Origin of the sequence: Neorhizobium sp. SOG26 (assembly GCF_003491345.1) — a bacterium.
GTDB classification, from domain to species: domain Bacteria; phylum Pseudomonadota; class Alphaproteobacteria; order Rhizobiales; family Rhizobiaceae; genus Neorhizobium; species Neorhizobium turbinariae.
Map to the genome: position 1 here is coordinate 252,744 of NZ_CP025512.1, position 20,206 is coordinate 272,949.

The 20,206-nt window shown below is 61.3% G+C and carries 18 protein-coding genes; 13 read left to right on the forward strand and 5 right to left on the reverse strand.

Features of this window, described 5'->3' with window-relative positions; genetic code table 11:
- Positions 1-75 precede the first annotated feature (75 nt).
- The 11 genes from CYG48_RS01245 (at position 76) to CYG48_RS01295 (ending at position 11,566) form a co-directional block, all read left to right on the forward strand.
- Positions 76-627 (forward strand): rod-binding protein, encoded by a 552-nt coding sequence (locus CYG48_RS01245; RefSeq protein WP_118851414.1) that lies wholly within the window; start codon positions 76-78, stop codon positions 625-627.
- 26 nt (positions 628-653) lie between these two features.
- Entirely contained in the window at positions 654-1,019 is a 366-nt protein-coding gene (locus tag CYG48_RS01250) for a hypothetical protein (RefSeq protein WP_118851415.1), read from the forward strand.
- Positions 1,019-1,561 carry a hypothetical protein gene (locus tag CYG48_RS01255; RefSeq protein ID WP_118848726.1) on the forward strand — a complete coding sequence of 181 codons (543 nt, stop codon included), beginning with the start codon at positions 1,019-1,021 and terminating at the stop codon, positions 1,559-1,561. The genes CYG48_RS01250 and CYG48_RS01255 overlap by 1 nt, the downstream gene beginning before the upstream one ends.
- Before the next feature lie 149 nt (positions 1,562-1,710).
- Positions 1,711-3,465 (forward strand): hypothetical protein, encoded by a 1,755-nt coding sequence (locus CYG48_RS01260; protein ID WP_118848727.1) that lies wholly within the window; start codon positions 1,711-1,713, stop codon positions 3,463-3,465.
- 104 nt (positions 3,466-3,569) lie between these two features.
- Entirely contained in the window at positions 3,570-4,469 is a 900-nt protein-coding gene (gene folD / locus CYG48_RS01265; protein WP_118848728.1) for a bifunctional methylenetetrahydrofolate dehydrogenase/methenyltetrahydrofolate cyclohydrolase FolD, read from the forward strand.
- Between the two features lie 133 nt (positions 4,470-4,602).
- Positions 4,603-5,964, forward strand: coding sequence for an ABC transporter substrate-binding protein (locus CYG48_RS01270; RefSeq protein WP_118848729.1), 1,362 nt, complete (start codon positions 4,603-4,605; stop codon positions 5,962-5,964).
- An 88-nt stretch (positions 5,965-6,052) separates the two neighbouring features.
- Positions 6,053-7,066, forward strand: a complete 1,014-nt coding sequence (locus tag CYG48_RS01275; RefSeq protein WP_118848730.1) for a carbohydrate ABC transporter permease — start codon at positions 6,053-6,055, stop codon at positions 7,064-7,066.
- A 1-nt stretch (position 7,067) separates the two neighbouring features.
- Entirely contained in the window at positions 7,068-8,228 is a 1,161-nt protein-coding gene (locus CYG48_RS01280) for a carbohydrate ABC transporter permease (RefSeq protein WP_118848731.1), read from the forward strand.
- 39 nt (positions 8,229-8,267) lie between these two features.
- Positions 8,268-9,923, forward strand: coding sequence for a beta-galactosidase BglA (gene bglA, locus CYG48_RS01285; RefSeq protein WP_118848732.1), 1,656 nt, complete (start codon positions 8,268-8,270; stop codon positions 9,921-9,923).
- A gap of 21 nt (positions 9,924-9,944) precedes the next feature.
- Complete coding sequence (locus CYG48_RS01290; protein ID WP_118848733.1) at positions 9,945-11,033, forward strand: ABC transporter ATP-binding protein; 1,089 nt, start codon at positions 9,945-9,947, stop codon at positions 11,031-11,033.
- Between the two features lie 176 nt (positions 11,034-11,209).
- Positions 11,210-11,566: a hypothetical protein gene (locus CYG48_RS01295; protein ID WP_199925181.1), complete on the forward strand. Its 357-nt coding sequence runs from the start codon at positions 11,210-11,212 to the stop codon at positions 11,564-11,566.
- A gap of 64 nt (positions 11,567-11,630) precedes the next feature.
- On the opposite strand, the gene edd is transcribed toward CYG48_RS01295, so the two are convergent.
- The 5 genes from edd to CYG48_RS01320 form a co-directional block, all read right to left on the reverse strand.
- Positions 11,631-13,448: a phosphogluconate dehydratase gene (gene edd, locus CYG48_RS01300; RefSeq protein ID WP_118848735.1), complete on the reverse strand. Its 1,818-nt coding sequence runs from the start codon at positions 13,446-13,448 to the stop codon at positions 11,631-11,633.
- 94 nt (positions 13,449-13,542) lie between these two features.
- Positions 13,543-14,241 (reverse strand): 6-phosphogluconolactonase, encoded by a 699-nt coding sequence (pgl, locus tag CYG48_RS01305; RefSeq protein WP_118851416.1) that lies wholly within the window; start codon positions 14,239-14,241, stop codon positions 13,543-13,545.
- Between the two features lie 9 nt (positions 14,242-14,250).
- Positions 14,251-15,723, reverse strand: coding sequence for a glucose-6-phosphate dehydrogenase (zwf, locus tag CYG48_RS01310; RefSeq protein ID WP_118848736.1), 1,473 nt, complete (start codon positions 15,721-15,723; stop codon positions 14,251-14,253).
- A gap of 102 nt (positions 15,724-15,825) precedes the next feature.
- The gene (locus tag CYG48_RS01315; protein WP_118848737.1) at positions 15,826-17,127 is read right to left on the reverse strand and encodes an NAD(P)/FAD-dependent oxidoreductase; all 1,302 of its coding nucleotides are present in this window, start codon (positions 17,125-17,127) and stop codon (positions 15,826-15,828) included.
- Between the two features lie 13 nt (positions 17,128-17,140).
- Positions 17,141-18,595: a glutamine synthetase family protein gene (locus CYG48_RS01320; RefSeq protein ID WP_118848738.1), complete on the reverse strand. Its 1,455-nt coding sequence runs from the start codon at positions 18,593-18,595 to the stop codon at positions 17,141-17,143.
- Positions 18,596-18,722: 127 nt separating this feature from the next.
- Between CYG48_RS01320 and CYG48_RS01325 the strand changes: the two genes are divergently transcribed.
- Together CYG48_RS01325 and CYG48_RS22350 are read left to right on the forward strand one after the other, a co-directional pair.
- Positions 18,723-19,904 carry a BaiN/RdsA family NAD(P)/FAD-dependent oxidoreductase gene (locus tag CYG48_RS01325; protein WP_118848739.1) on the forward strand — a complete coding sequence of 394 codons (1,182 nt, stop codon included), beginning with the start codon at positions 18,723-18,725 and terminating at the stop codon, positions 19,902-19,904.
- Positions 19,905-20,043: 139 nt separating this feature from the next.
- Positions 20,044-20,181, forward strand: a complete 138-nt coding sequence (locus tag CYG48_RS22350) for a hypothetical protein (RefSeq protein ID WP_199925182.1) — start codon at positions 20,044-20,046, stop codon at positions 20,179-20,181.
- The last annotated feature ends 25 nt before the right edge of the window (positions 20,182-20,206 follow it).

The following is a 20,206-nucleotide window of genomic DNA, read 5'->3' on the forward strand; positions in this document are numbered from 1 at the left end:
CAGATGCTGATTCAACTCTTGCTGCGCGCCGGCACATCCCAGGGGATGCGCCAGGTGCTGATGAAAGGACGTGACGTGGCGATTTCACCTCCAAGCGATCTGGTTCTGGACGTTGTCCGTGCCGCCGATCCCAATGCCGTGCAGGAAGCACAGGCAAAGCTGAAGGCGAACAAGGCTGCATTTGCGGCTTCCAGTCTCGCTGAAACCGGCAAGGGATTCGGCGCGGCGATGAACATCATCGACCAGTCGGCGACGCGCGCCGGGCTTGGAAATGCCGAAGCGCCGAAGAAGCTGGCGGAAATGCCGGATGAATACCGCAAGTTCGAGGCCACGATCTTGCAGAACTTCATCAACACCATGCTGCCGAAGGAAACCGAAGAAGTCTACGGCAAGGGCTCTGCCGGTGAATTTTGGAAGAGCATGATGGCCGAAAAGATTGCCGAGGAGATGTCGCAACGCGGCGGCGTCGGCATTGCGGAACAGATGTATGCGCAGGCCCTGAACCGGGCGGCGAACAAGAGCGAACTGAACGCGACCACAAATGAGACAGACCGCAGCCGCGCCATGAGCATGGTGACCGATTTCGAACGTCAGGTTCTGGGCGTCGGCAAAAAGGATGAGGCCTGATAATGATTCAGACTGGGACAGAGAACATGGAAGTCGTATCGAACGATTATCGAATCAAGACCGTCCTCGGACGCCTGGAAATGATAATCGATAATGAAAATGAACGGATTGGCCGCGACCCGGAATTCGACCTGAAGGTCTCGAATGCCCACAAGAGCCGCTGCCTCTACGAACTCACCATGTTGTTCCGCGGCACCGATCCGAAGGATCTGGCTGTAGGTTATATCGACCAGATGCATGGCCTGAAGGAAAAGCTCGCGGTTAACGCACGCCGAGTCGAGGCTCACCTTCATGCCGTTCGCACCGTCGCTGACCTCTTGAAGAATGCAGCACGTGACGCCGACGGTGACGGCACCTACACGCAAGAACAGTTCACTTACGGCGAAGTCTGATGATCAAGATCCTTTTGACAGGTCTCTGGGTCTGCGTTGTCACGCTCGGCGCGGTTTATGGCGCAGTGCAGATGAACAAGCCGGCGCCCCCGGTGGACGAAGAGGCCAAGAAAAAGGAAATGCAGGAACTGGTGCGCGGTGAGTCCATCACCGTGCCGGTGCTGTCCGATGGCGTGATCACGGGCTACTTCCTGAGCCGGATCTCGTTCATGATGGACAAGGAGAAGATCAAGGGCGTCAAGCTGCCGATGACGGAGCTGACGACCGACGAGCTTTTCACGCACCTGATCGGCAACAAGATGGTCGATCTGAGCAAGCCGGGCAGCTTCGAGCTCGACAAGTTCCGCTCGAACATCAAGGACAGCATCAACAAGAGGCTCGGCGACGGCTTGGTCGCCGAGGTACTGGTCGAACAGCTGGACTACCTCTCCAAGGAAGACATTCGCAACAATTCATCGCGGGGCAACAAGAACGCCAATCCTGGCCAGAAGATCGTCGAGGGCGTGAAGATCGAGGAACCGGCAAAAACCGCCGGCCACTGATCGTCATTCTGGAAACTACGAGAGCCGGTCCTTGTGGCCGGCTTTTCTCGTTTTATGGGGGGCTGCGCATGGTCTTCCGCCGTCGCATTAACGATTTCTTTGCCATGAAAATTTAGGCTGTGTTCATATGCTGCCCGCCGGTAGCAGGAATGAGCGTGGTCGCCGTTATGCAGCATTGGCTAGAACCGGATCAGGGCCGTGACGAAGAGGCCCATGAGCACAAGGCAGCATTGCGTCCGTCGCGATCGCTGCGGCGTGTGCCGCTGAAAATCGGGCTCTGGGCAGCGGTCGGTCTTGCCTCGGGCGCCGGGCTGTTTGCCATGACGCCGGGGGAATACAGCGCCGAAACACTCTTGAAGGTGGAGGGCGCGGGCGAAATCACCGTTGCCAACGCCTCTTCCATGCTGCGCTCGAAGGCAAACCTCGACAATCTCGTTCGCGCGCTCAACCTCAATGGCGAGACGGCGCGGCCAAGCGCTGTTCGGATCGTCTCCGATATCGTCACCGGTCGCGAAAACACTGTGGCCAAAGCCGAAAGCGCTCTGCGCGAGACGCTGGGGAAGGCGATCGACTTCCGTTATGACGAAGCGGCAAGCCATGCACGAATTTCAGCCACCGCGGCCGATCCCGCCGAAGCAGCCCGCATTGCCAATCTGGTGGGCCAGACCTTCCGCAACGAGTTGATCCGGGCGCAGTCCGAGGCGTCGCAGCCGATCGTTGAGAAGCTGCGGCAGACGCTGGAGCGTGCGGAAGCTGCACTGTCAGGTTATGTCGAGAAGGTCGGCCAGCAGAAGGTCGGAGAGTTGCGGCGCCGCGGACGCGAAAGCAGCCAGCGTGGAGCCGAGATTGCTGCGGCCGAAGCACGCGCGGCTGAGCTGAAGGCGAAGATTGCCCAGGCTTCGGCGCTGAAGCTCGCTGACGTGCTGGCCAAACCGCTTCCCGATGCGCTGGAATACACCGGACTTGATTATCAGCGGCAGCATTACGTCGAGGCAAGGCTGCTGGTCGACCAGCTTTCGGGCAGTCTTGGCCCTCGCCATCCAAAGCTTCTCGCGGCTCAGACCGCACTGGATGAAGTCCGCAGCGGCATCCAGGATGCGCTGAAGCGGCTGGTCTCCTCTCTTCGGCAGCAGGAGGCGGAAAACAACAAGCTTCTCGCCGACCTCAAGGCGAAGCAGAAGACAGACCCGCAGGACAAGACTGCAGCCGATGCGGCCGCCCGTCTCCAGGTCCTGGAAACGGCGGTGCGTGAGGCGCGCGAAAACTATCTTGAGGCGCAGCAGCGCGCCGAAACGCAGCCGACAGGTCCGCTCGCTGAGACGGAAGTGATCATTCCTGCCACGGCAGCGGCGGCGACGCGGCTCGGCTGGACACTGGAGCAGATGGCCGGAGGCGGTGCGCTTGCGGGCGTTGGTCTCGGCGCGTTCTTCAGCATGTTCGGCAGACGGAAGCATGAGGACGAGGTCGAGGCGGAGACTTCGCACGCCGTTGAACAGGAGCACGAGGCTCTAGCGTATCCGGAGCCAGACGAAGCCGCCGACTACGCCGTGGAACCTGCGTTCTACGACGACTACGTCCAAGAGCCGCAAGACGATTTCGACGACGACGAGGATTACCAGCATTCTGCCGCGTATCGCGCTTATCCGGCCGCGGCCAACGATGTGCTTCTGGGCGACCAGATCCGTGACCTGTTGATGGCAAACCGTCGCCCTGCGACCGAAGCGCTCCCGCCGCTAGTCGCTGCCGTCAGTTCAGGCCTGCACACGGCACCGACCTATGCTCCGCGCATGTCAGACGAAGAGCGTCAGAAGGCGGAAGAGCTTCGCAGGCTGCGCCAGCACATGGCGGATCTGCGCGAGCGTGTCGAACTGCATTCCGCTAGCCGTATGGCTGGCCGCAGGTAATCCGCGTCCCGAATCTGCTTGCTTTTGGTGCCTGCGGGTCGCATAGCCGTAGGCGCTAGCTCAGCATGTTCGTGTATACATGGACAGTCAGTTTGGAGGAAAGCGTGGCTTTGGTTATCGATGGAAAACAGGCGGCAGCCTCTGTTGTTGCAGCCGTGACGGAAGCGGCAGGCAAGCTCGAAGCCGAGGCCGGCATCAAGCCGGGCCTGGCGGTCGTCATTGTCGGAAACGATCCGGCAAGCCACGCCTATGTCAATTCCAAGAGCAAGATGGCCAAGCAGTGCGGCTTCAACTCGATCCAGCACAGCCTGCCGGAAGAAACCACCCAGGAAGAGCTCGAGAAGCTTGTGGCCGAACTAAACGCCGATCCGGCGATCCACGGAATCCTCGTGCAGTTGCCGCTGCCGAAGCATCTGAATGCCGAGCCGGTCATTCTTTCGATCTCGCCGGAAAAGGATGTCGACGGGCTGCACGTCGTCAACGCCGGCAAGATCGCCACCGGTGACCTGTCCACGGGCCTCATCTCCTGCACGCCAGCCGGCGCCATGCTGCTCGTCAAGCAAATCCATGGCGACGACCTGTCTGGCCTCAATGCGGTGGTGATCGGGCGCTCCAACCTGTTCGGCAAGCCGATGGGGCTTCTGCTGCTCGCCGCCAATGCCACCGTCACCATGGCGCATTCGCGCACCAAGGACCTCGCTGCCGTCTGCCGCAACGCCGATATCCTGGTGGCTGCGGTTGGCCGTGCGCAGATGGTCAAGCGTGACTGGGTCAAGCCTGGCGCCACCGTCATCGATGTTGGCATCAATCGCGTCGATGCGCCGGAGAAGGATGAGGGCAAGACCCGCCTCGTGGGCGATGTGGCTTACGCCGAGGCCGCAGAAGTCGCTGGCGCAATCACGCCCGTTCCCGGCGGCGTGGGCCCGATGACGATTGCCATGCTGATGGCCAACACGGTGATCGCCGCCCATCGCGCGGCGGGAAAGACCCCGCCGAAGTTCTGACATCCGACTGCGGGAAACTGCGAATTGTTCCCGTGTGTCGGTGCAACCCTTGACTCCTTCAAGAGCGCGTTAAATTTCCTCCCATGCTTGAACATCCGGCAGCGTACAACGCCGGATAATGGGAGGACGTTTGATGAGAACTTCGTTTTGGATCGGAACGGCTGTCGCGGCGCTGATTGCGGGAGGCGCGGTAGCACAGGAACTGAAATTCGCACCGGGCGAAGATTCGCGCTTCACATGGAAGAGCTATGACGACTTCAAGGCAGCACACGCCGACCTGAAGGGCCAGAGCCTGACGCTTTTCGGACCCTGGCGCGGCGAAGATGAAGTGCTCTTCAACAGCGTGCTCGCTTACTTTAACGCCGCCACCGGCGTGAACGGCCGCTACTCCTCTTCGGAAAATTACGAGCAGCAGATCGTCATCGATACGCAAGCCGGCTCGCCGCCGAATATCGCCATCATACCGCAGCCGGGCCTTCTGGCGGACCTCGCGACCAAGGGGTTCCTGACGCCGCTTGGCCAGGAAAACGCCGATTGGGTGAAGACCAATTACGGCTCCGGCGAAGACTGGATCCGCTATGGCACCTACAAGGGCAAGGACGGCAACGAGGCCTTCTTCGGCTTCCCCTACAAGGCCGACCTGAAGTCCATGGTCTGGTACGTGCCGGAGAATTTCGAGGAAGCCGGTTACGAGGTTCCCAAGACCATGGAAGACCTCATCAAGCTCAGCGACCAGATCGTCGAAGACGGTGGCGTTCCGTGGTGTATCGGGCTTGGCTCCGGCGGCGCGACCGGCTGGCCGGCAACCGACTGGGTGGAAGACATGATGCTGCGCACCCAGCCGGCGGAAACCTACGACAAGTGGGTATCGAACGAGATCAAGTTCGACGATCCGGCCGTGGTCGGTGCGATCGAGGAATTCGGCAAGTTTGCCAAGAACGACAAATATGTGAGCGGTGGCGTTGCGGCTGTCGCCTCGACCGACTTCCGCGACAGCCCGAAGGGCCTCTTCGGCATCCCGCCGAAGTGCTACCTGCATCACCAGGCATCCTTTATTCCGTCCTTCTTCCCGCCGGATACCGAACTCGGCGTCGATGCCGATTTCTTCTACATGCCGACCTATGCCTCCAAGCCGGACCTCGGCACGCCCGTTCTCGGGGCAGGCACGATGTTCGCCATCACCAAGGATTCGCCGGCCGCCAAGGCATTCATCGAATTCCTGAAGACGCCGATTGCGCATGAAGTCTGGATGGCGCAGGCCTCGTTCCTGACCCCCTACAAGGAAGTCAATCCGGAAGCCTACGCCAACGACATCCTGAAGAAGCAGGGCGAGATCCTGACGACGGCGACCACCTTCCGCTTCGATGCCTCCGACCTGATGCCGGGCAAGATCGGTGCCGGCGCCTTCTGGACCGGGATGATCGACTATGTCGGCGGCAAGGACGCGCAGACGGTCGGCGCCGATATCCAGAAGGCCTGGGACGGGCTGAAATAATCCCGCGGGAACGCGTGTGACGACTGACCGAGCCGGAAACTTCCGGCTCGGATAACAAGACCCGCACAACTGGTCGGAGGGGCTGGGCATGGCATGGCAGATTGTTTCGTCCGTCGGCGTGGTGATCGCCGGCGTGTTTGTCTGTGCACTTTATTACTGGCTGTCCGACAAGGTTCTGCAGGTCATCTTCCCGGTGCCGGTCGATAACGTCCGCAAGGCATCGGTCAACCTCAACCGGCGTGCGGTGGTGCGGCCGTGGCTCTTCCTCGGGCCCGCGCTCGTGCTACTCGCCGTCTACCTCGTCTACCCGGTCGTGGCGACCTTCATCCTGTCGTTCTACGATCGCTCCGGCACCAACTTCGTTGGTCTCGCCAACTACCGCTGGGCGATCCAGGACGCGCAATTCCGCCAGTCGATCTTCAACAACATCCTCTGGCTTGCCGTCGTGCCTGCTGCCTGCACCTTCTTCGGACTGGTGATCGCGGTGCTCACGGATCGCATCTGGTGGGGCAATATCGCCAAAAGCCTGATCTTCATGCCGATGGCGATTTCGTTTGTCGGCGCCTCCGTCATCTGGAAGTTCATCTACGAATATCGCGGCGGCAGCGAAACGCAGATCGGCCTCCTCAACGCGGTCGTTCAGTTCTTCGGCGGTGATCCGCAGGTGTGGATCGCGCTGCCGTTCTGGAACAACTTCTTCCTGATGGCGATCCTGGTCTGGATCCAGACCGGCTTTGCCATGGTGATCCTTTCGGCCGCCCTGCGCGGCATTCCGGAAGAAACCATTGAGGCGGCGGTCATCGACGGAGCCAATGGCTGGCAGATCTTCTGGAAGATCATGGTACCGCAGATCTGGGGCACGATCGCCGTGGTCTGGACCACCATCACCATTCTCGTGCTCAAGGTCTTCGACATCGTGCTGACCATGACCAATGGCCAGTGGAACACGATGGTGCTCGCCAACCTGATGTTCGACTGGATGTTCCGCGGCGGCGGCGACAGCGGCCGAAGCGCGGTGATCGCGCTTGTCTTAATGGCGGCCGTTACGCCGATCATGATCTGGAACATCCGTCAGGCGAACAAGGAAACGGGGGGCCACTGACATGAACGCGACCGCAAGCCTTCGCCGCATCGGCCTCCCCCGTCTTTTCCTTCATCTCTCGGTGCTGCTGATCTGCCTCCTCTGGCTCATCCCGACGGCGGGCATTCTCGTCACCTCCTTTCGGGAAGCTGGCCAGATCACCGCGTCCGGTTGGTGGACGGCGCTGACCGGTGCAGCCGAGACGAGCGCAGCGCGCCTCGCTGACCCTTCGACGGCAAAGCAGGAGGGCTCGAACTACGTCATCTCCGGCTCGGTGTTCGAGGAGGGGAAATCCGGCACCGTGCGGGCTTTCGGCACCCGTGTTGCGGCACCGACCGAGTACGATGCCGGTGAAGCCGCCGACATCGGTGACGGCGAAACCCTGGTGATCAACGCGGACGGCACCTACATCTATACGAAGAACGCGCCCTTCGGTGACGGCCGCGGCAAGCGCGTCTACCTGTCCATCGCCCAGCCGCCCACGTTCACGCTCGACAACTACCGCACCGTGCTGACCTCGCAGGGGATCGGCCAGTCCTTCGTCAACTCGCTGACGGTGGCTGTACCGGCCACGATCATTCCAATCCTCATCGCCGCCTTTGCAGCCTATGCGCTGTCATGGATGGAGTTTCCGGGGAGGGCGCTGATCATCGCGCTTGTGGTGGGGCTGATCGTCGTGCCGCTGCAGATGGCACTCATTCCGCTGCTGAGCATGTATAACGAGATCGGCAACCTGTTTGGCCTGCCGTCTCGAAGTTATGCGGGGATCTGGCTGGCGCACTCCGCCTTTGGCATGCCGCTCGCGATCTACCTGCTGCGCAACTACATTGCCGGCTTGCCGCGCGAGATCATCGAGTCGGCGCGGGTCGATGGGGCAAGCGATTTCGAGATCTTCGTGAAGATCATCCTGCCCTTGTCTTTCCCGGCGCTTGCCTCCTTCTCGATCTTCCAGTTCCTGTGGACCTGGAACGACCTTCTCGTCGCCATGGTCTTCCTTGGTACCGGCAAGGATCAGCTGGTTCTGACGGGCGCACTGAATGCTCTGCTGGGTTCGATGGGCGGCAAGTGGGAAATTCTCACCGCATCCGCATTCATCACCATCATTGTCCCGATTATCGTCTTTTTTGCACTGCAGCGATATCTCGTACGCGGCTTGCTTGCCGGCTCGGTCAAGGGCGGTTAACCGGCTACGACAAACAATCGAACGACAACAGGATAGTGAATGAGCATTCCCGCAGAGGCCCCTGCAGCGCCGGATAAGGACTGGTGGCGTGGGGCCGTTATTTACCAGATCTACCCTCGGTCCTACCAGGACTCGAACGGCGACGGTATCGGTGACTTGAAGGGCATCACCGCGCGCCTGCCGCATATTGCAGCGCTCGGTGCCGACGCGATCTGGATCTCGCCGTTCTTCCCGTCGCCGATGAAGGATTTCGGCTACGACGTGTCGAACTATACGGATGTGGATCCGATGTTCGGTTCGCTGTCGGATTTCGACGGCATGATCGCAGAGGCGCACCGGCTTGGCATCAAGGTGATGATCGACCTCGTGATGTCGCACAGTTCCGACCAGCACCCCTGGTTCATTGAGAGCCGGTCGAGCCGCTTCAATCCCAAGGCGGATTGGTACGTCTGGGCCGACGCGAAGCCGGATGGCACGCCGCCCAACAACTGGTTGTCGATCTTCGGTGGTTCGGCCTGGCATTGGGACCCGACCCGCATGCAATATTACATGCACAACTTCCTGATCTCGCAGCCGGACCTCAACCTTCACAACCCGGAAGTTCAGGATGCGCTGCTGGACATGACGCGGTTCTGGCTGGAGCGCGGCGTCGATGGCTTCCGTCTCGACACCATCAACTTCTATTTCCATGACAAGCTGTTGCGCGACAACCCGTCGCTTGATCCGTCGCGTCGCAATGCCTCGACCGCACCGGCGGTCAACCCGTACAATTTCCAGGAACACCTCTACGACAAGAACCGGCCGGAGAACCTGGAGTTCCTGAAGCGCTTCCGCGCCGTGCTCGAGGAGTTCCCGGCGATTGCCGCCGTGGGCGAGGTGGGCGACAGCCAGCGCGGTCTCGAGATTGTCGGGGAATACACCTCCGGCGGCGACAAGATGCAGATGTGCTACGCCTTTGAATTTCTGGCGCCCGACCCGCTGACACCGACGCGTGTCGCCGAGGTGCAGAACGCCTTTTCTGCCGCAGCACCCGAAGGCTGGGCCTGCTGGGCCTTCTCCAACCATGATGTGGTGCGCCATGTCAGCCGCTGGGGCCAGGACGTGCTCGACCGCGACAGCTACGCCAAGATGGTTTCGGCCATCCTGATGACGCAGCGCGGCTCGGTCTGCATTTACCAGGGCGAAGAGCTTGGTCTCACGGAAGCCGATATCGCTTACGCTGACCTGCAGGACCCTTATGGCATCCAGTTCTGGCCGGAGTTCAAGGGGCGCGATGGTTGCCGCACCCCGATGGTGTGGGACAGTCAGGCACTGCAGGCAGGTTTCTCCACTGCAGAGAAGACTTGGCTGCCGATCCCCGTCGAGCATCAGTTGCGCGCAGTCGGCGCTCAATATGGCGACCCGGCATCCGTGCTTGAGCACTACCGCCGCTTCCTCGCTTTCCGCAAGCAGCATCCGGCCCTGTCGAAGGGGGATATCCTGTTCCTGCCGGAAGACGGATCGGTCCTTGGCTACAAGCGGCAGTATGGCAACGAGGTCCTGCTGTGCATGTTCAACATGAGCCCCGAAGGCGTGAGCACGCAGCTACCTGTTGGTGAATGGGAAGTGCTGACCGGCCACGGCTTCGAAGCGCGGCTGGAAGACAGGCATTTGGAACTGCCGGCTTGGGGGGCGTTCTTCGCCCGTCACGCGTAACGAGGATCAGGGAGGGAAGTCATGGCTGGTGTTGTTCTGAAGGATATCCGCAAGTCCTATGGCCAGGTGAAGGTGCTGCACGGCATCGATCTGGACATCGAGCAGGGCGAGTTCGTGGTGTTTGTTGGGCCTTCCGGCTGCGGCAAGTCCACGCTCCTGCGCATGATTTCAGGGCTTGAGAGCATCACCGGCGGCGAGATGTACATCGATGGGCAACTCGTTAATGACGTTCCTCCCTCGCGTCGCGGCATCGCCATGGTCTTCCAGTCCTATGCGCTTTATCCGCACTACACGGTCTACGACAACATGGCCTTCGGGATGCGGATCGCGAAGGAGAGCAAGGCCGAGATCGACCGGCGCGTTCGCGCGGCGGCCGACATCCTGCAACTGACCCCCTACCTCGATCGCCTGCCGAAGGCGCTTTCCGGCGGCCAGCGGCAGCGCGTCGCGATCGGTCGAGCGATTTGCCGCAACCCAAAGGTCTTCCTGTTCGACGAGCCCCTGTCGAACCTCGATGCCGCGCTGCGTGTCGCGACCCGCATCGAGATCGCCAAGCTCAAGGAGCAGATGGCCGATACGACGATGATCTATGTTACCCACGACCAGGTGGAGGCGATGACGCTCGCCGACCGGATCGTCGTGCTGTCCGCTGGCCGTATCGAGCAGGTCGGCCCGCCGCTGGAATTATACGAGCGCCCGAAGAACCTCTTCGTCGCCCGCTTCATCGGCTCCCCAGCCATGAATATCATCCCGGTCACCATCTCCTCGGCCGGTCCGGAGACTTCGGTCGCCTTGGCGGGTGGGAAGGCCTTGACCATCCCGATCGAGACGCCGGCGTCCGCGAACGGGAAGAACGCAAGCTTCGGCATTCGCCCGGAAGACCTGACGGTCGCGTCCGGCGAGGATTATCTGTTCGAGGGACGCGTTTCGATCGTCGAGGCGCTTGGCGAAGTGACGCTGCTCTACATCGATGGGCTGGCGGGCGAGGAGCCGATCATCGCCAAGATCCCCGGCATCCTCAACGTCAAGAAGGGCGACACGATGCGGTTTGCGGCAGATCGCACCAAGCTGCACCTCTTCGATGCAGATGGGCGCAGCTACCGGCAGTAACGTTTAAGCCTTGGTTCACCAGAATCCGGTGCAGATGTTGGAAACCTGTAAGCGGCGCGGCTGCCAAACCCTCTGTTAAACTTCCAGCACTAGCCTGCGGCCATAAAGCCAAGGAGAGTGTCGTGGTAGCGGCTCCAGCGAACAAAGATCATTTTTTGAATAAGGAAGAGTCTTTCATGTACGACCGCGAAACGCGGTTCAAAATGGAAGACACGATGAATGCAGGCCGTATCGAATATACGGAAAAGGGCGTTCTCAACATGGCCCAGCGCCGGTGCGATGTTATCCGCATCTCGCGCAGCCAGGCAGTGCTCGGCCTGCTGACCAATTACGACCTGCCGTCGCAGTTCTATCTCGATATTCCGGACGCGCGGATCAGCAAGATTGGCTGCCTCCTGACGCGCGCCAACCAGAACAACACCATCGAGGTTCGGTTCCTGCGGGTGCTGACCGAGAAGGAGTTGAACCGGATCTTTGTGTTCTCGACACATCCCCGGCACAAGGACTTCAAGCTCGACGTCCGCTCCTGGTAAGGATCGAGCACTTGGACATGAAAAAGGCGGCCTTGGGCCGCCTTTTTCATTTAAGGGTCCTTGTTCAGGCAAAGACGCTGGCGCCCTGGTCGGCATGGCCGACATTGCGGCGGAAGGCGGCGAACAGCTCGCGGCCCATGCCGAACTCGTTTTCCGACAGATCGGCAACAGCCGGAGCGCGGGCCGCCAACTCGGCTTCGTCCACAAGCACTTCGAGCGTGCCGTTGACGGCGTCGAGACGGATCATGTCATCGTCCTTGATCTTGGCGATCGGTCCGCCGTCGGAGGCTTCCGGCGTGAGATGAATGGCGGCCGGCACCTTGCCGGAGGCGCCGGACATGCGCCCGTCGGTGACGAGTGCGACCTTGAAGCCGCGGTCCTGGAGGACGCCGAGCGGCGGCGTCAGGCGGTGCAGTTCCGGCATGCCATTCGCCTTGGGGCCCTGGAAGCGCACGACCGCCACGAAGTCGCGGTTGAGGTCTCCACGCTTGAAGGCCTCCTGCAGTTCCTGCTGATCATGGAAAACGATCGCCGGCGCTTCGACCACATGCCGCTCAGGCTTAACCGCCGAAATCTTGATGACGCCGCGGCCAATATTGCCGGTCAGCATCTTGAGCCCGCCATTGGACTGGAACGGGGTTTCGACCGTCGTCAGCACCTTTGGATCGCCGCTCTCTTCCGGAACAGGCTCACGAACGATCTGCCCGTCGGCGGCAAGCTTTGCCTCGACCGTATAGGCTTCAAGCCCCTGGCCGAAGACGGTGCGGACGTCGTCATGCAGGTAGCCCTGCTTCAGGAGCTGCTTGATGAGGAAGCCCATGCCGCCTGCCGCGTGGAAGTGGTTCACGTCTGCCAAGCCGTTGGGGTAAACGCGCGCCAGAAGCGGTACGACGTCCGAAAGTTCGGAAATGTCCTGCCAGGTGAGAAGGATGCCAGCGGCGCGCGCCATCGCAACGAGATGCAGCGTATGGTTCGTGGAGCCGCCCGTTGCGTGCAAGCCGACCACGCCGTTGACGATCGAGCGCTCATCGATCATCTCGCCGGCCGGGGTAAATTCGTTGCCGAGCGCGGTAATCGCCAGCGCCCGCTTTGCGGCTTCGCGGGTGAGCGCTTCGCGCAGCTTGGTGCCCGGGTTGACGAAGGAGGCGCCGGGCAGGTGGAAACCCATGATCTCCATCAGCATCTGGTTGGAGTTGGCCGTGCCGTAGAAGGTGCAGGTGCCGGGGCCGTGGTAAGATTTGGACTCCGCTTCGAGCAATTCCGCCCGTCCAACCTTGCCTTCCGCGTAAAGCTGGCGGATGCGCGACTTCTCGTCGTTTGGAAGGCCGGATGTCATGGGCCCCGCTGGGATGAAGACGGCCGGCAGGTGGCCGAAGGACAGTGCGGCAATCACAAGGCCCGGAACGATCTTGTCGCAGATGCCGAGATAAACGGCCGCGTCGAACATGTTGTGCGACAGGCCGATACCGGCCGCCATGGCGATCGCGTCACGAGAAAACAGTGACAGCTCCATGCCCGGCTGACCCTGGGTCACGCCATCGCACATGGCCGGTACGCCACCGGCCACCTGCGCAATTCCGCCTGCGTCGCGCGCCGCTTCCCGGATGATCGACGGAAAGGTCTCGTAGGGCTGGTGGGCCGAGAGCATATCGTTATAGGCGGTGATGATGCCGAGGTTCGGGACCACGTCACCTGCCAGCGCTGCCTTCTCCGAGGGGGAACAGACGGCAAAACCATGCGCCAGGTTTCCGCAGGACAAGGTCGCCCGATGCGGTCCCTTGGATGCCGCGCGGCGCAGCCGATCGAGATAGGCTTCGCGATGAGGTTTGGAGCGTTCGACGATACGGGCGGTGATCGCCTCGATGCGCGAATGAGCGGCCATGGCATGTCCTCTTGTCATCAATCCCGCTCTGGGAGTGGCAGGGACGAGGGTCGGTGCCGAACGGGATTGCTGTTGTTTTACAAATCAGGGGCGGTCAGGGCGCCCAATAAATGTCCACCGGCGTCGCGGCTCTGTTCAGCACGGCGCGGATCGGCATCTCGTTTTCATCGGAGCCGGCCTTCGCCTGGTCCAGGACGTCCTTCTTGCCCTGGCCCTCGATGTGAAGCGCCAGGAAGCGCGCATCCGAGAGGCTCGCAAAGGAGAAGGTAAGCCGTTCCTCGCCAGCTCCGTCGGCGCGCATCGTCAGCACGCCACGCGGGCCAGACAGGTCGATCGCCTGCGCCAGGTTGTTTCCATGCGGGAAGAACGAGGCCGTGTGCCCGTCATTGCCCATGCCGAGAATGACCACGTCGAACGGGTTGTCGATCCCGGCAGTTTCTTCCGTCGCCTTGGCGGCCGCGTCCTGGATCGACGCCACGTCGTAGAACAGCGGAAGGAATTTGGCATTTGCCGCCTTGTCCTTCAGCAGATGCGTCTGGACGAGGCGATGATTGGAACGGTCGCTGTCGGCAGGGACGAAACGTTCGTCCACCAGGGTGACGGTGACCTTGCTCCAGTCGATGTCGCGTGTCGAAAGCGCCTCGAAGAATTTCTTTGGCGTCGACCCGCCGGAGACCGCGATCGAAGCTGTGCCTCGATCACGAAGGGCGGCTGCAAGGCGTGCCGCAACCTCATCCGCCAATGCGGAGGCGAGAGATGCGGCATCGGAAAATTCGTGCATCCGGTCCGTCATGGCGACCACTCAGGATTCGTGCCAGGTGCGGCCATCGCGCTCGATGAGAGCAATGGCCTGGCTCGGGCCCCAGGTGCCCGCAGTATATCCCTGGACCTGCTGTCCGGTCGCTTCCCAACCCTTGAGGATCGGGTCGACCCAGCGCCATGCGGCTTCCACTTCATCGCGACGCATGAACAGCGTCTGGTTGGAGCGGATCGTGTCGGTGAGCAGGCGCTCGTAGGCATCCGGATTACGGACGTTGAAGGCCTGGGCGAAGCTCATGTCGAGCGACACTTCGCGCAGGCGCATGCCTCCCGGGCCCGGATCCTTGATCATCAGCGACTGCTTGACGCCTTCATCCGGCTGAAGGCGGATGATCAGCTGGTTGGCGGAAATGCGACCGGCCGAGCTGTAGAAGATGTTGTGCGGGATCGGCTTGAAGGTGATGACGATCTCGGAAACACGGTTGGCGAGACGCTTGCCGGTGCGGATGTAGAAGGGAACGCCGGCCCAGCGCCAGTTGCCGATCTCGGCCTTGATGGCGACAAATGTCTCGGTGTTGGATACGCCACCTTCGAGCTCTTCCAGGTAGCCCTTGACCGCGCCGCCCGCCGAAGCCCCAGCGCGGTACTGGCCGCGGACCGTCAACTGCTCGACGTTCGCTTCGGTGATCGGCTTCAGGGCCCGCAGGACCTTGAGCTTCTCATCGCGAACCGATTCCGAATACATGGAGGAGGGCACTTCCATGGCGACAAGGCAGAGAAGCTGCAGGATATGATTCTGCACCATGTCGCGCAGGGCGCCCGCCGTGTCGTAGTAGCCGGCGCGGCCTTCCAGGCCGACGGCTTCCGCCACGGTAATCTGCACGTGGTCGATGTGCTGGGCGTTCCAGAGCGGCTCGTAAAGCGCGTTGGCAAACCGGAGCGCCATCAGGTTCTGGACGGTTTCCTTGCCGAGATAGTGGTCGATGCGGAAGATCTGTTCTTCGCTGAACACCTTGCCGATCGTGTCGTTGAGCTGCAACGCGGACGCAAGATCACGGCCGATCGGCTTTTCGACGACGATGCGGGTCTTGTCGGTAATGAGCTGGTGGTCGCGGATCTTTTCCGAGATCGCGCCGAAGATGCCCGGAGCAACGGCAAGATAGAAGACGCGGATGCGATCTTCACCCTCTTGAAGCAGTGCCGTCAGTTCCGGCCAGCCACCGTCAGCCTTGGCATCGACCGAAACATAATAAAGCCGCTGGCAAAACTTTGCGACCTCCGCTTCGTCATATTCGGCCGGCTTCAGGTGTTCCTTCAGCGCGTCCTCGGCAAACTTGCGGTACTCATCATGCGACAGTGAACTGCGCGAAGCTCCGATGATGCGGGTCGGCTCAATGAACTGGCCTTCGATTTGCCGATGGTAAAGGGCGGGAAGGAGCTTGCGTTCTGCAAGGTCGCCTGTGCCGCCGAACACGACGCAATCAAAAGGTTCGACTGGGATGATCTGGCTGCTCATCGCTATTCTTTCTTCCTGCATTGTTGGGGCTTATGTAATCTAATCGATTTAAAATCGCTAGCCCCGAATTGCCGTCAAGGCGCCACTAATATTGTTGGCTTGTCAGAGCCTGTCGCGCAAGGCGAACCAGGTGAGAGCAAGGAACAGAAGGGGCGTGCGCATATGTGTCCCGCCGGGGAATGCGCGGATGTTGAGCGCAGCGAGGTGGTCAAGATCGGTAGCCTTGCCGAGAACCGTGTCTGCGTAGAGCTTGCCGCAGTAATTTGACAGCATTACGCCGTGGCCGGAATAGCCACCAATCGAGGTGACCCCCGGCATGACCTCGCGCACAAAGGGTTGGCGCGGCAGGGTAATCCCAACGTTGCCGCCCCAGGCGTGGGTGACCGGCACGTCCTTCAGAGCAGGATAGGTTTCGACGATCTGCTTGCGGATTGCCTGGGCGGTGTCCTGCGGGTTCTTCGACGAATAAACCTCGCGCCCGCCGAACAGCAGCCGGTTGTCCTTGTCCTTGCGGAAATAGCGAACAACAAATCGTGAGTCGGCGACCGCTTCGCCGCCTGGGATGACGTTCGGATAGTCATCGAGCGGCGCCGTGGCAGCGATGAACGAACCAATCGGCATGATATGCGCGGCCGTGACAGGTTCCAGATTGCCGATATAGGCGTTGGTGGCGATCAGTACCCGATCCGCGCTCAGCGTACCCTTGGCGGTCTTGACCAGGATCTTGCCACCGGGGCCATTGCGCGTTTTTTCGATCGCCGTCGCGCAGGTGTTCTCATAGATCTGGGCGCCGGCGCTGCTTGCCACGCGAGCGAGGCCAACAAGAAGCTTCAAGGGATGGACATGGCCGGTGCCGGTGTCGCGTACACCGCAGTGGTAACTGTTGCTGCCGAGCCGTTCCGCCGTTTCCTTGCCGTCCATGAAGGAGATATGCGGGTAATTGTATCGCTCAGCAGCGATCTGCGCGTTCGCCTGGTATTCCCGCTCGTGGCCGCGCTTGTGCGATACGTTCAACTGGCCGGGCCTGTAGTCCATCTCGATCCCGTGCGCGGACGCGAAATCGAGGAGATGCCGTTTTGCATCCTCGGCCATGTCGAACAGGATCTTCGAGCGTTCGTATCCGACCTGCTTTTCGAGGTCTTCCGGCCACCACCGTTGCCCGGTATTCAACTGCCCGCCGTTGCGCCCCGATGCGCCATCACCCAGCCGCGCCGCTTCCAGCAGTGCTACCGAAACGCCGGCGCGGGCGAGATTGAACGCCGCCTGCAGCCCCGTATAGCCGCCGCCGATGATGGCGACGTCCACCGATCTGGAGCCGTCGAGGGTGGGATAGGTCGGCCGCTCGCCGACGCTTTCCTGATACCACGAAATGCCCGGGGCGATTGGGCTCTGCCATTTGTCCAAAATCCAAGCCTCCTCAGACGTTGAGGAGCAGGAACTCGCGTTCCCAGGGGCTGATCACCTGCATGAAGGTTTCGAACTCGCCACGTTTGACGCCGGCATAAAGGCCGATGAACTCTGAGCTCAGCACGTCCGCCAACGCCGGATCGGATTCGAGGAGCGAAACGGCCTCGAGCAGGCCGCGTGGCAGTTCGATATCACCTTCGTTGGCCGTGTCTTCCGTCGGCGGCGTCGGGTCGATGCCATTCATCATGCCGAGCAGGCCGCAACCGAGCGATGCTGCCAGCGCAAGGTAAGGGTTGGCGTCCGACGAGGGCAGGCGGTTCTCCACGCGCCGCGCGGCGGCATCCGACACCGGTACGCGGAAGGCGGTTGTCCGGTTGTCGTAGCCCCAGGCGGTGTTCACCGGCGCAGACATGTCCGGTGTCAGCCGACGATAGGAATTTACGTAGGGCGCCATCATCACCAGTGCCTTCGGGATGTAGGTCTGCATGCCACCGATGAACTGGAAGAACTCCTTGGATGCCGAGCCGTCAGGATTGGAGAAGATGTTGCGGCCGGTCTCAATGTCGACCACCGACTGGTGGATGTGCATGGCCGAGCCTGCCTGTCCCTGCATGGGCTTGGCCATGAATGTCGCGTAGATCCCGTGCTTCAAGGCCGCTTCACGGATGGTGCGCTTGAACATGAAGACCTGGTCGGCAAGCTCGATCGGGTCGCCATGGCGCAGGTTGATCTCGAGCTGCGCTGGTCCTTCTTCATGGATCAGCGTGTCGATCTCCAAGCCCTGCTTTTCGGAGAAGTGGTAGATGTCGTCGATCAACTCGTCGAACTCGTTGATGCCGGCGATCGAATAGCCCTGGCCGCCAAGGATCGAACGGCCGGAGCGGCCTTTCGGCGGGTGCAGCGGATAATCGGGATCGTCATTCTTGGCGACAAGGTAGAACTCGATTTCCGGCGCCACCACCGGCTTCCAGCCCCGTTCGCTGTAGAGCCGCACGACATTCTTCAACACGTTGCGCGGCGTATAGGGCACCGACTTGCCGTCCGTGTTGACGATGTCGCAGATGACCTGCGCCGTCGGGTCGGTTTCCCACGGCACGACCGACAGGGTCGAAAGGTCAGGCAACAGCTTCAGGTCGCTGTCGCGTGGCTCGTAGCGGAAGGTGCTCGTTTCTTCGGGATAGTCGCCGGAGATCGTATGGCGATAGAGCGCCGAAGGAAGCGCCAGCGAGGTATTCGACGTGAACTTCGACGACGGCATCATCTTGCCGCGCGGCACGCCGGCGAGGTCGGGGGTGATGCACTCGATATCCTCGATGCCACGCACCCGCAGCCAGGCTGCGGCCTCCTTCCAGTCCGCGACGCCTCGAAGCGAGTTCAGCGTCGACTGGGCAACGGCTGCGGCGGCAACAGGGCCGGCTGCCGGGGCGGCGGCTGCAGGGGCGGGATCGGCTTTCTTACGCGGCATGACACACCGGGGTGAGGTTGATCGATGGTTCCCATCATAACCAAGGAACACGGCTTGGCGAGGGGAGGTGCATTGACTTTGTGCGGCTGATCGAAAACAGCAAGGGCTTGTAACCGAGGAGCGGCAATTGGCGCGGACATTTGATGTGGTGGTTTTGGGCGCAGGTGCCGCCGGCATGATGTGCGCCGTGCGCGCCGGCCAGCGCGGCCGTTCGGTGCTGGTGCTCGACCACGCGAAGGCGCCGGGAGAGAAGATTCGCATCTCGGGTGGCGGCCGCTGCAACTTCACGAACATCCACACGACAGCCAAGAACTATATCTCGGCCAACCCGCATTTCGCCAAGTCGGCGCTCGCCCGCTACACGCCGCGTGATTTCCTGGACCTCGTCGAGCGCCACAACATCGCCTGGCACGAAAAGACGCTTGGCCAGCTGTTCTGCGACAACAGCGCCAAGGACATCATCACCATGCTGCTCGCCGAGATGAAGGCCGCCGGTGTTCAGCTCGAACTGCAAACGCAGGTCACGGCGGTCGAAAAAACACCGGGCGGCTTTCGTGTCGGCACGTCGAACGGATCGGTGGAGGCGGCCTCTGTCGTGGTCGCAACAGGTGGAAAATCCATCCCCAAGATGGGCGCGACCGGTTTCGCTTATGATCTGGCGCGGCAGTTCGGCCTGAAGATCATCGAAACGCGCCCGGCGCTCGTGCCCCTGACGCTCGATCCGAACCTCCTGGAGAAACTGTCGCCGCTTTCCGGCATCGGAGTGCCGGCGGAGGTGCGCCACGGGAAGACCGCTTTCCGCGAAGCGTTGCTCTTCACCCATCGAGGCCTGAGTGGTCCCTCGATCCTGCAGATCTCGTCATATTGGCGCGAAGGGGACGAGATCACCATCGCCATCGAGCCGGACACCAAGATCGCTGAACTGCTCAAGACGGCGCGCAAGGCAAACGGGCGGCAGGCGGCGCAAACGGTTCTCGGCGAAGCACTTCCCAAGCGGCTGGCGCAGTTCTTTGTCGAAAACGGTAGCGTCAACCGGCATCTGGCCGATCTTCCCGACAAGACCGTGGATGCCTTGGCAGCTTCCATCCAGAACTGGAAGATCCGGCCCGCCGGTTCGGAAGGTTATCGCACCGCGGAAGTGACGCTCGGCGGCGTGGACACAAACGAGCTTGATTCCAAGACGATGCAGGCGAAGGCGGTGCCCGGCCTCTACTTCATCGGCGAGTGCGTCGACGTCACCGGCTGGCTCGGCGGCTACAATTTCCAATGGGCCTGGGCTTCAGGCCATGTTTGTGGGGAAGCGTTGTAGTACCGGTTGATTCAGGTGTTGTTAATATGCCTGCCGGATGCTGCCTTATTGCCAGCAAAATCCTGTGGTTAACGGCTGGCATGCGTTGCCTGCCGCAACAGCAGCAGGAGCGGAAACTCAAGCCTGGGGTTCAACATCCATGCAAAAGAACAGCCGTGCCCGTGCAATCGCCATCGCCAAGGCCGTGGACGATGAAAAGTTCAAGCGGCTCCGGTTCCTGGCACTGGCCATCGGCGCGACGGCCGCTCTGCTTTCGCTCCCTGTCTTCCTGTTCTAGTTCCTTCCGGAGAGTTGCCCTTCGA

Bases quoted from the DNA above. Each gene is read 5' to 3' on its own strand.
- CYG48_RS01255 (WP_118848726.1), top strand. From the start codon at position 1,019: ATGATCAAGATCCTTTTGACAGGTCTCTGGGTCTGCGTTGTCACGCTC.
- bglA (WP_118848732.1), top strand. From the start codon at position 8,268: ATGAGCATTCCCGCAGAGGCCCCTGCAGCGCCGGATAAGGACTGGTGG.
- CYG48_RS01250 (WP_118851415.1), top strand. From the start codon at position 654: ATGGAAGTCGTATCGAACGATTATCGAATCAAGACCGTCCTCGGACGC.
- CYG48_RS01270 (WP_118848729.1), top strand. From the start codon at position 4,603: ATGAGAACTTCGTTTTGGATCGGAACGGCTGTCGCGGCGCTGATTGCG.
- CYG48_RS01290 (WP_118848733.1), top strand. From the start codon at position 9,945: ATGGCTGGTGTTGTTCTGAAGGATATCCGCAAGTCCTATGGCCAGGTG.
- zwf (WP_118848736.1), bottom strand. From the start codon at position 15,723: ATGAGCAGCCAGATCATCCCAGTCGAACCTTTTGATTGCGTCGTGTTC.
- pgl (WP_118851416.1), bottom strand. From the start codon at position 14,241: ATGACGGACCGGATGCACGAATTTTCCGATGCCGCATCTCTCGCCTCC.
- edd (WP_118848735.1), bottom strand. From the start codon at position 13,448: ATGGCCGCTCATTCGCGCATCGAGGCGATCACCGCCCGTATCGTCGAA.
- CYG48_RS22350 (WP_199925182.1), top strand. From the start codon at position 20,044: ATGCAAAAGAACAGCCGTGCCCGTGCAATCGCCATCGCCAAGGCCGTG.
- CYG48_RS01280 (WP_118848731.1), top strand. From the start codon at position 7,068: ATGAACGCGACCGCAAGCCTTCGCCGCATCGGCCTCCCCCGTCTTTTC.
- CYG48_RS01260 (WP_118848727.1), top strand. From the start codon at position 1,711: ATGAGCGTGGTCGCCGTTATGCAGCATTGGCTAGAACCGGATCAGGGC.
- CYG48_RS01275 (WP_118848730.1), top strand. From the start codon at position 6,053: ATGGCATGGCAGATTGTTTCGTCCGTCGGCGTGGTGATCGCCGGCGTG.
- CYG48_RS01295 (WP_199925181.1), top strand. From the start codon at position 11,210: ATGTACGACCGCGAAACGCGGTTCAAAATGGAAGACACGATGAATGCA.
- CYG48_RS01320 (WP_118848738.1), bottom strand. From the start codon at position 18,595: ATGCCGCGTAAGAAAGCCGATCCCGCCCCTGCAGCCGCCGCCCCGGCA.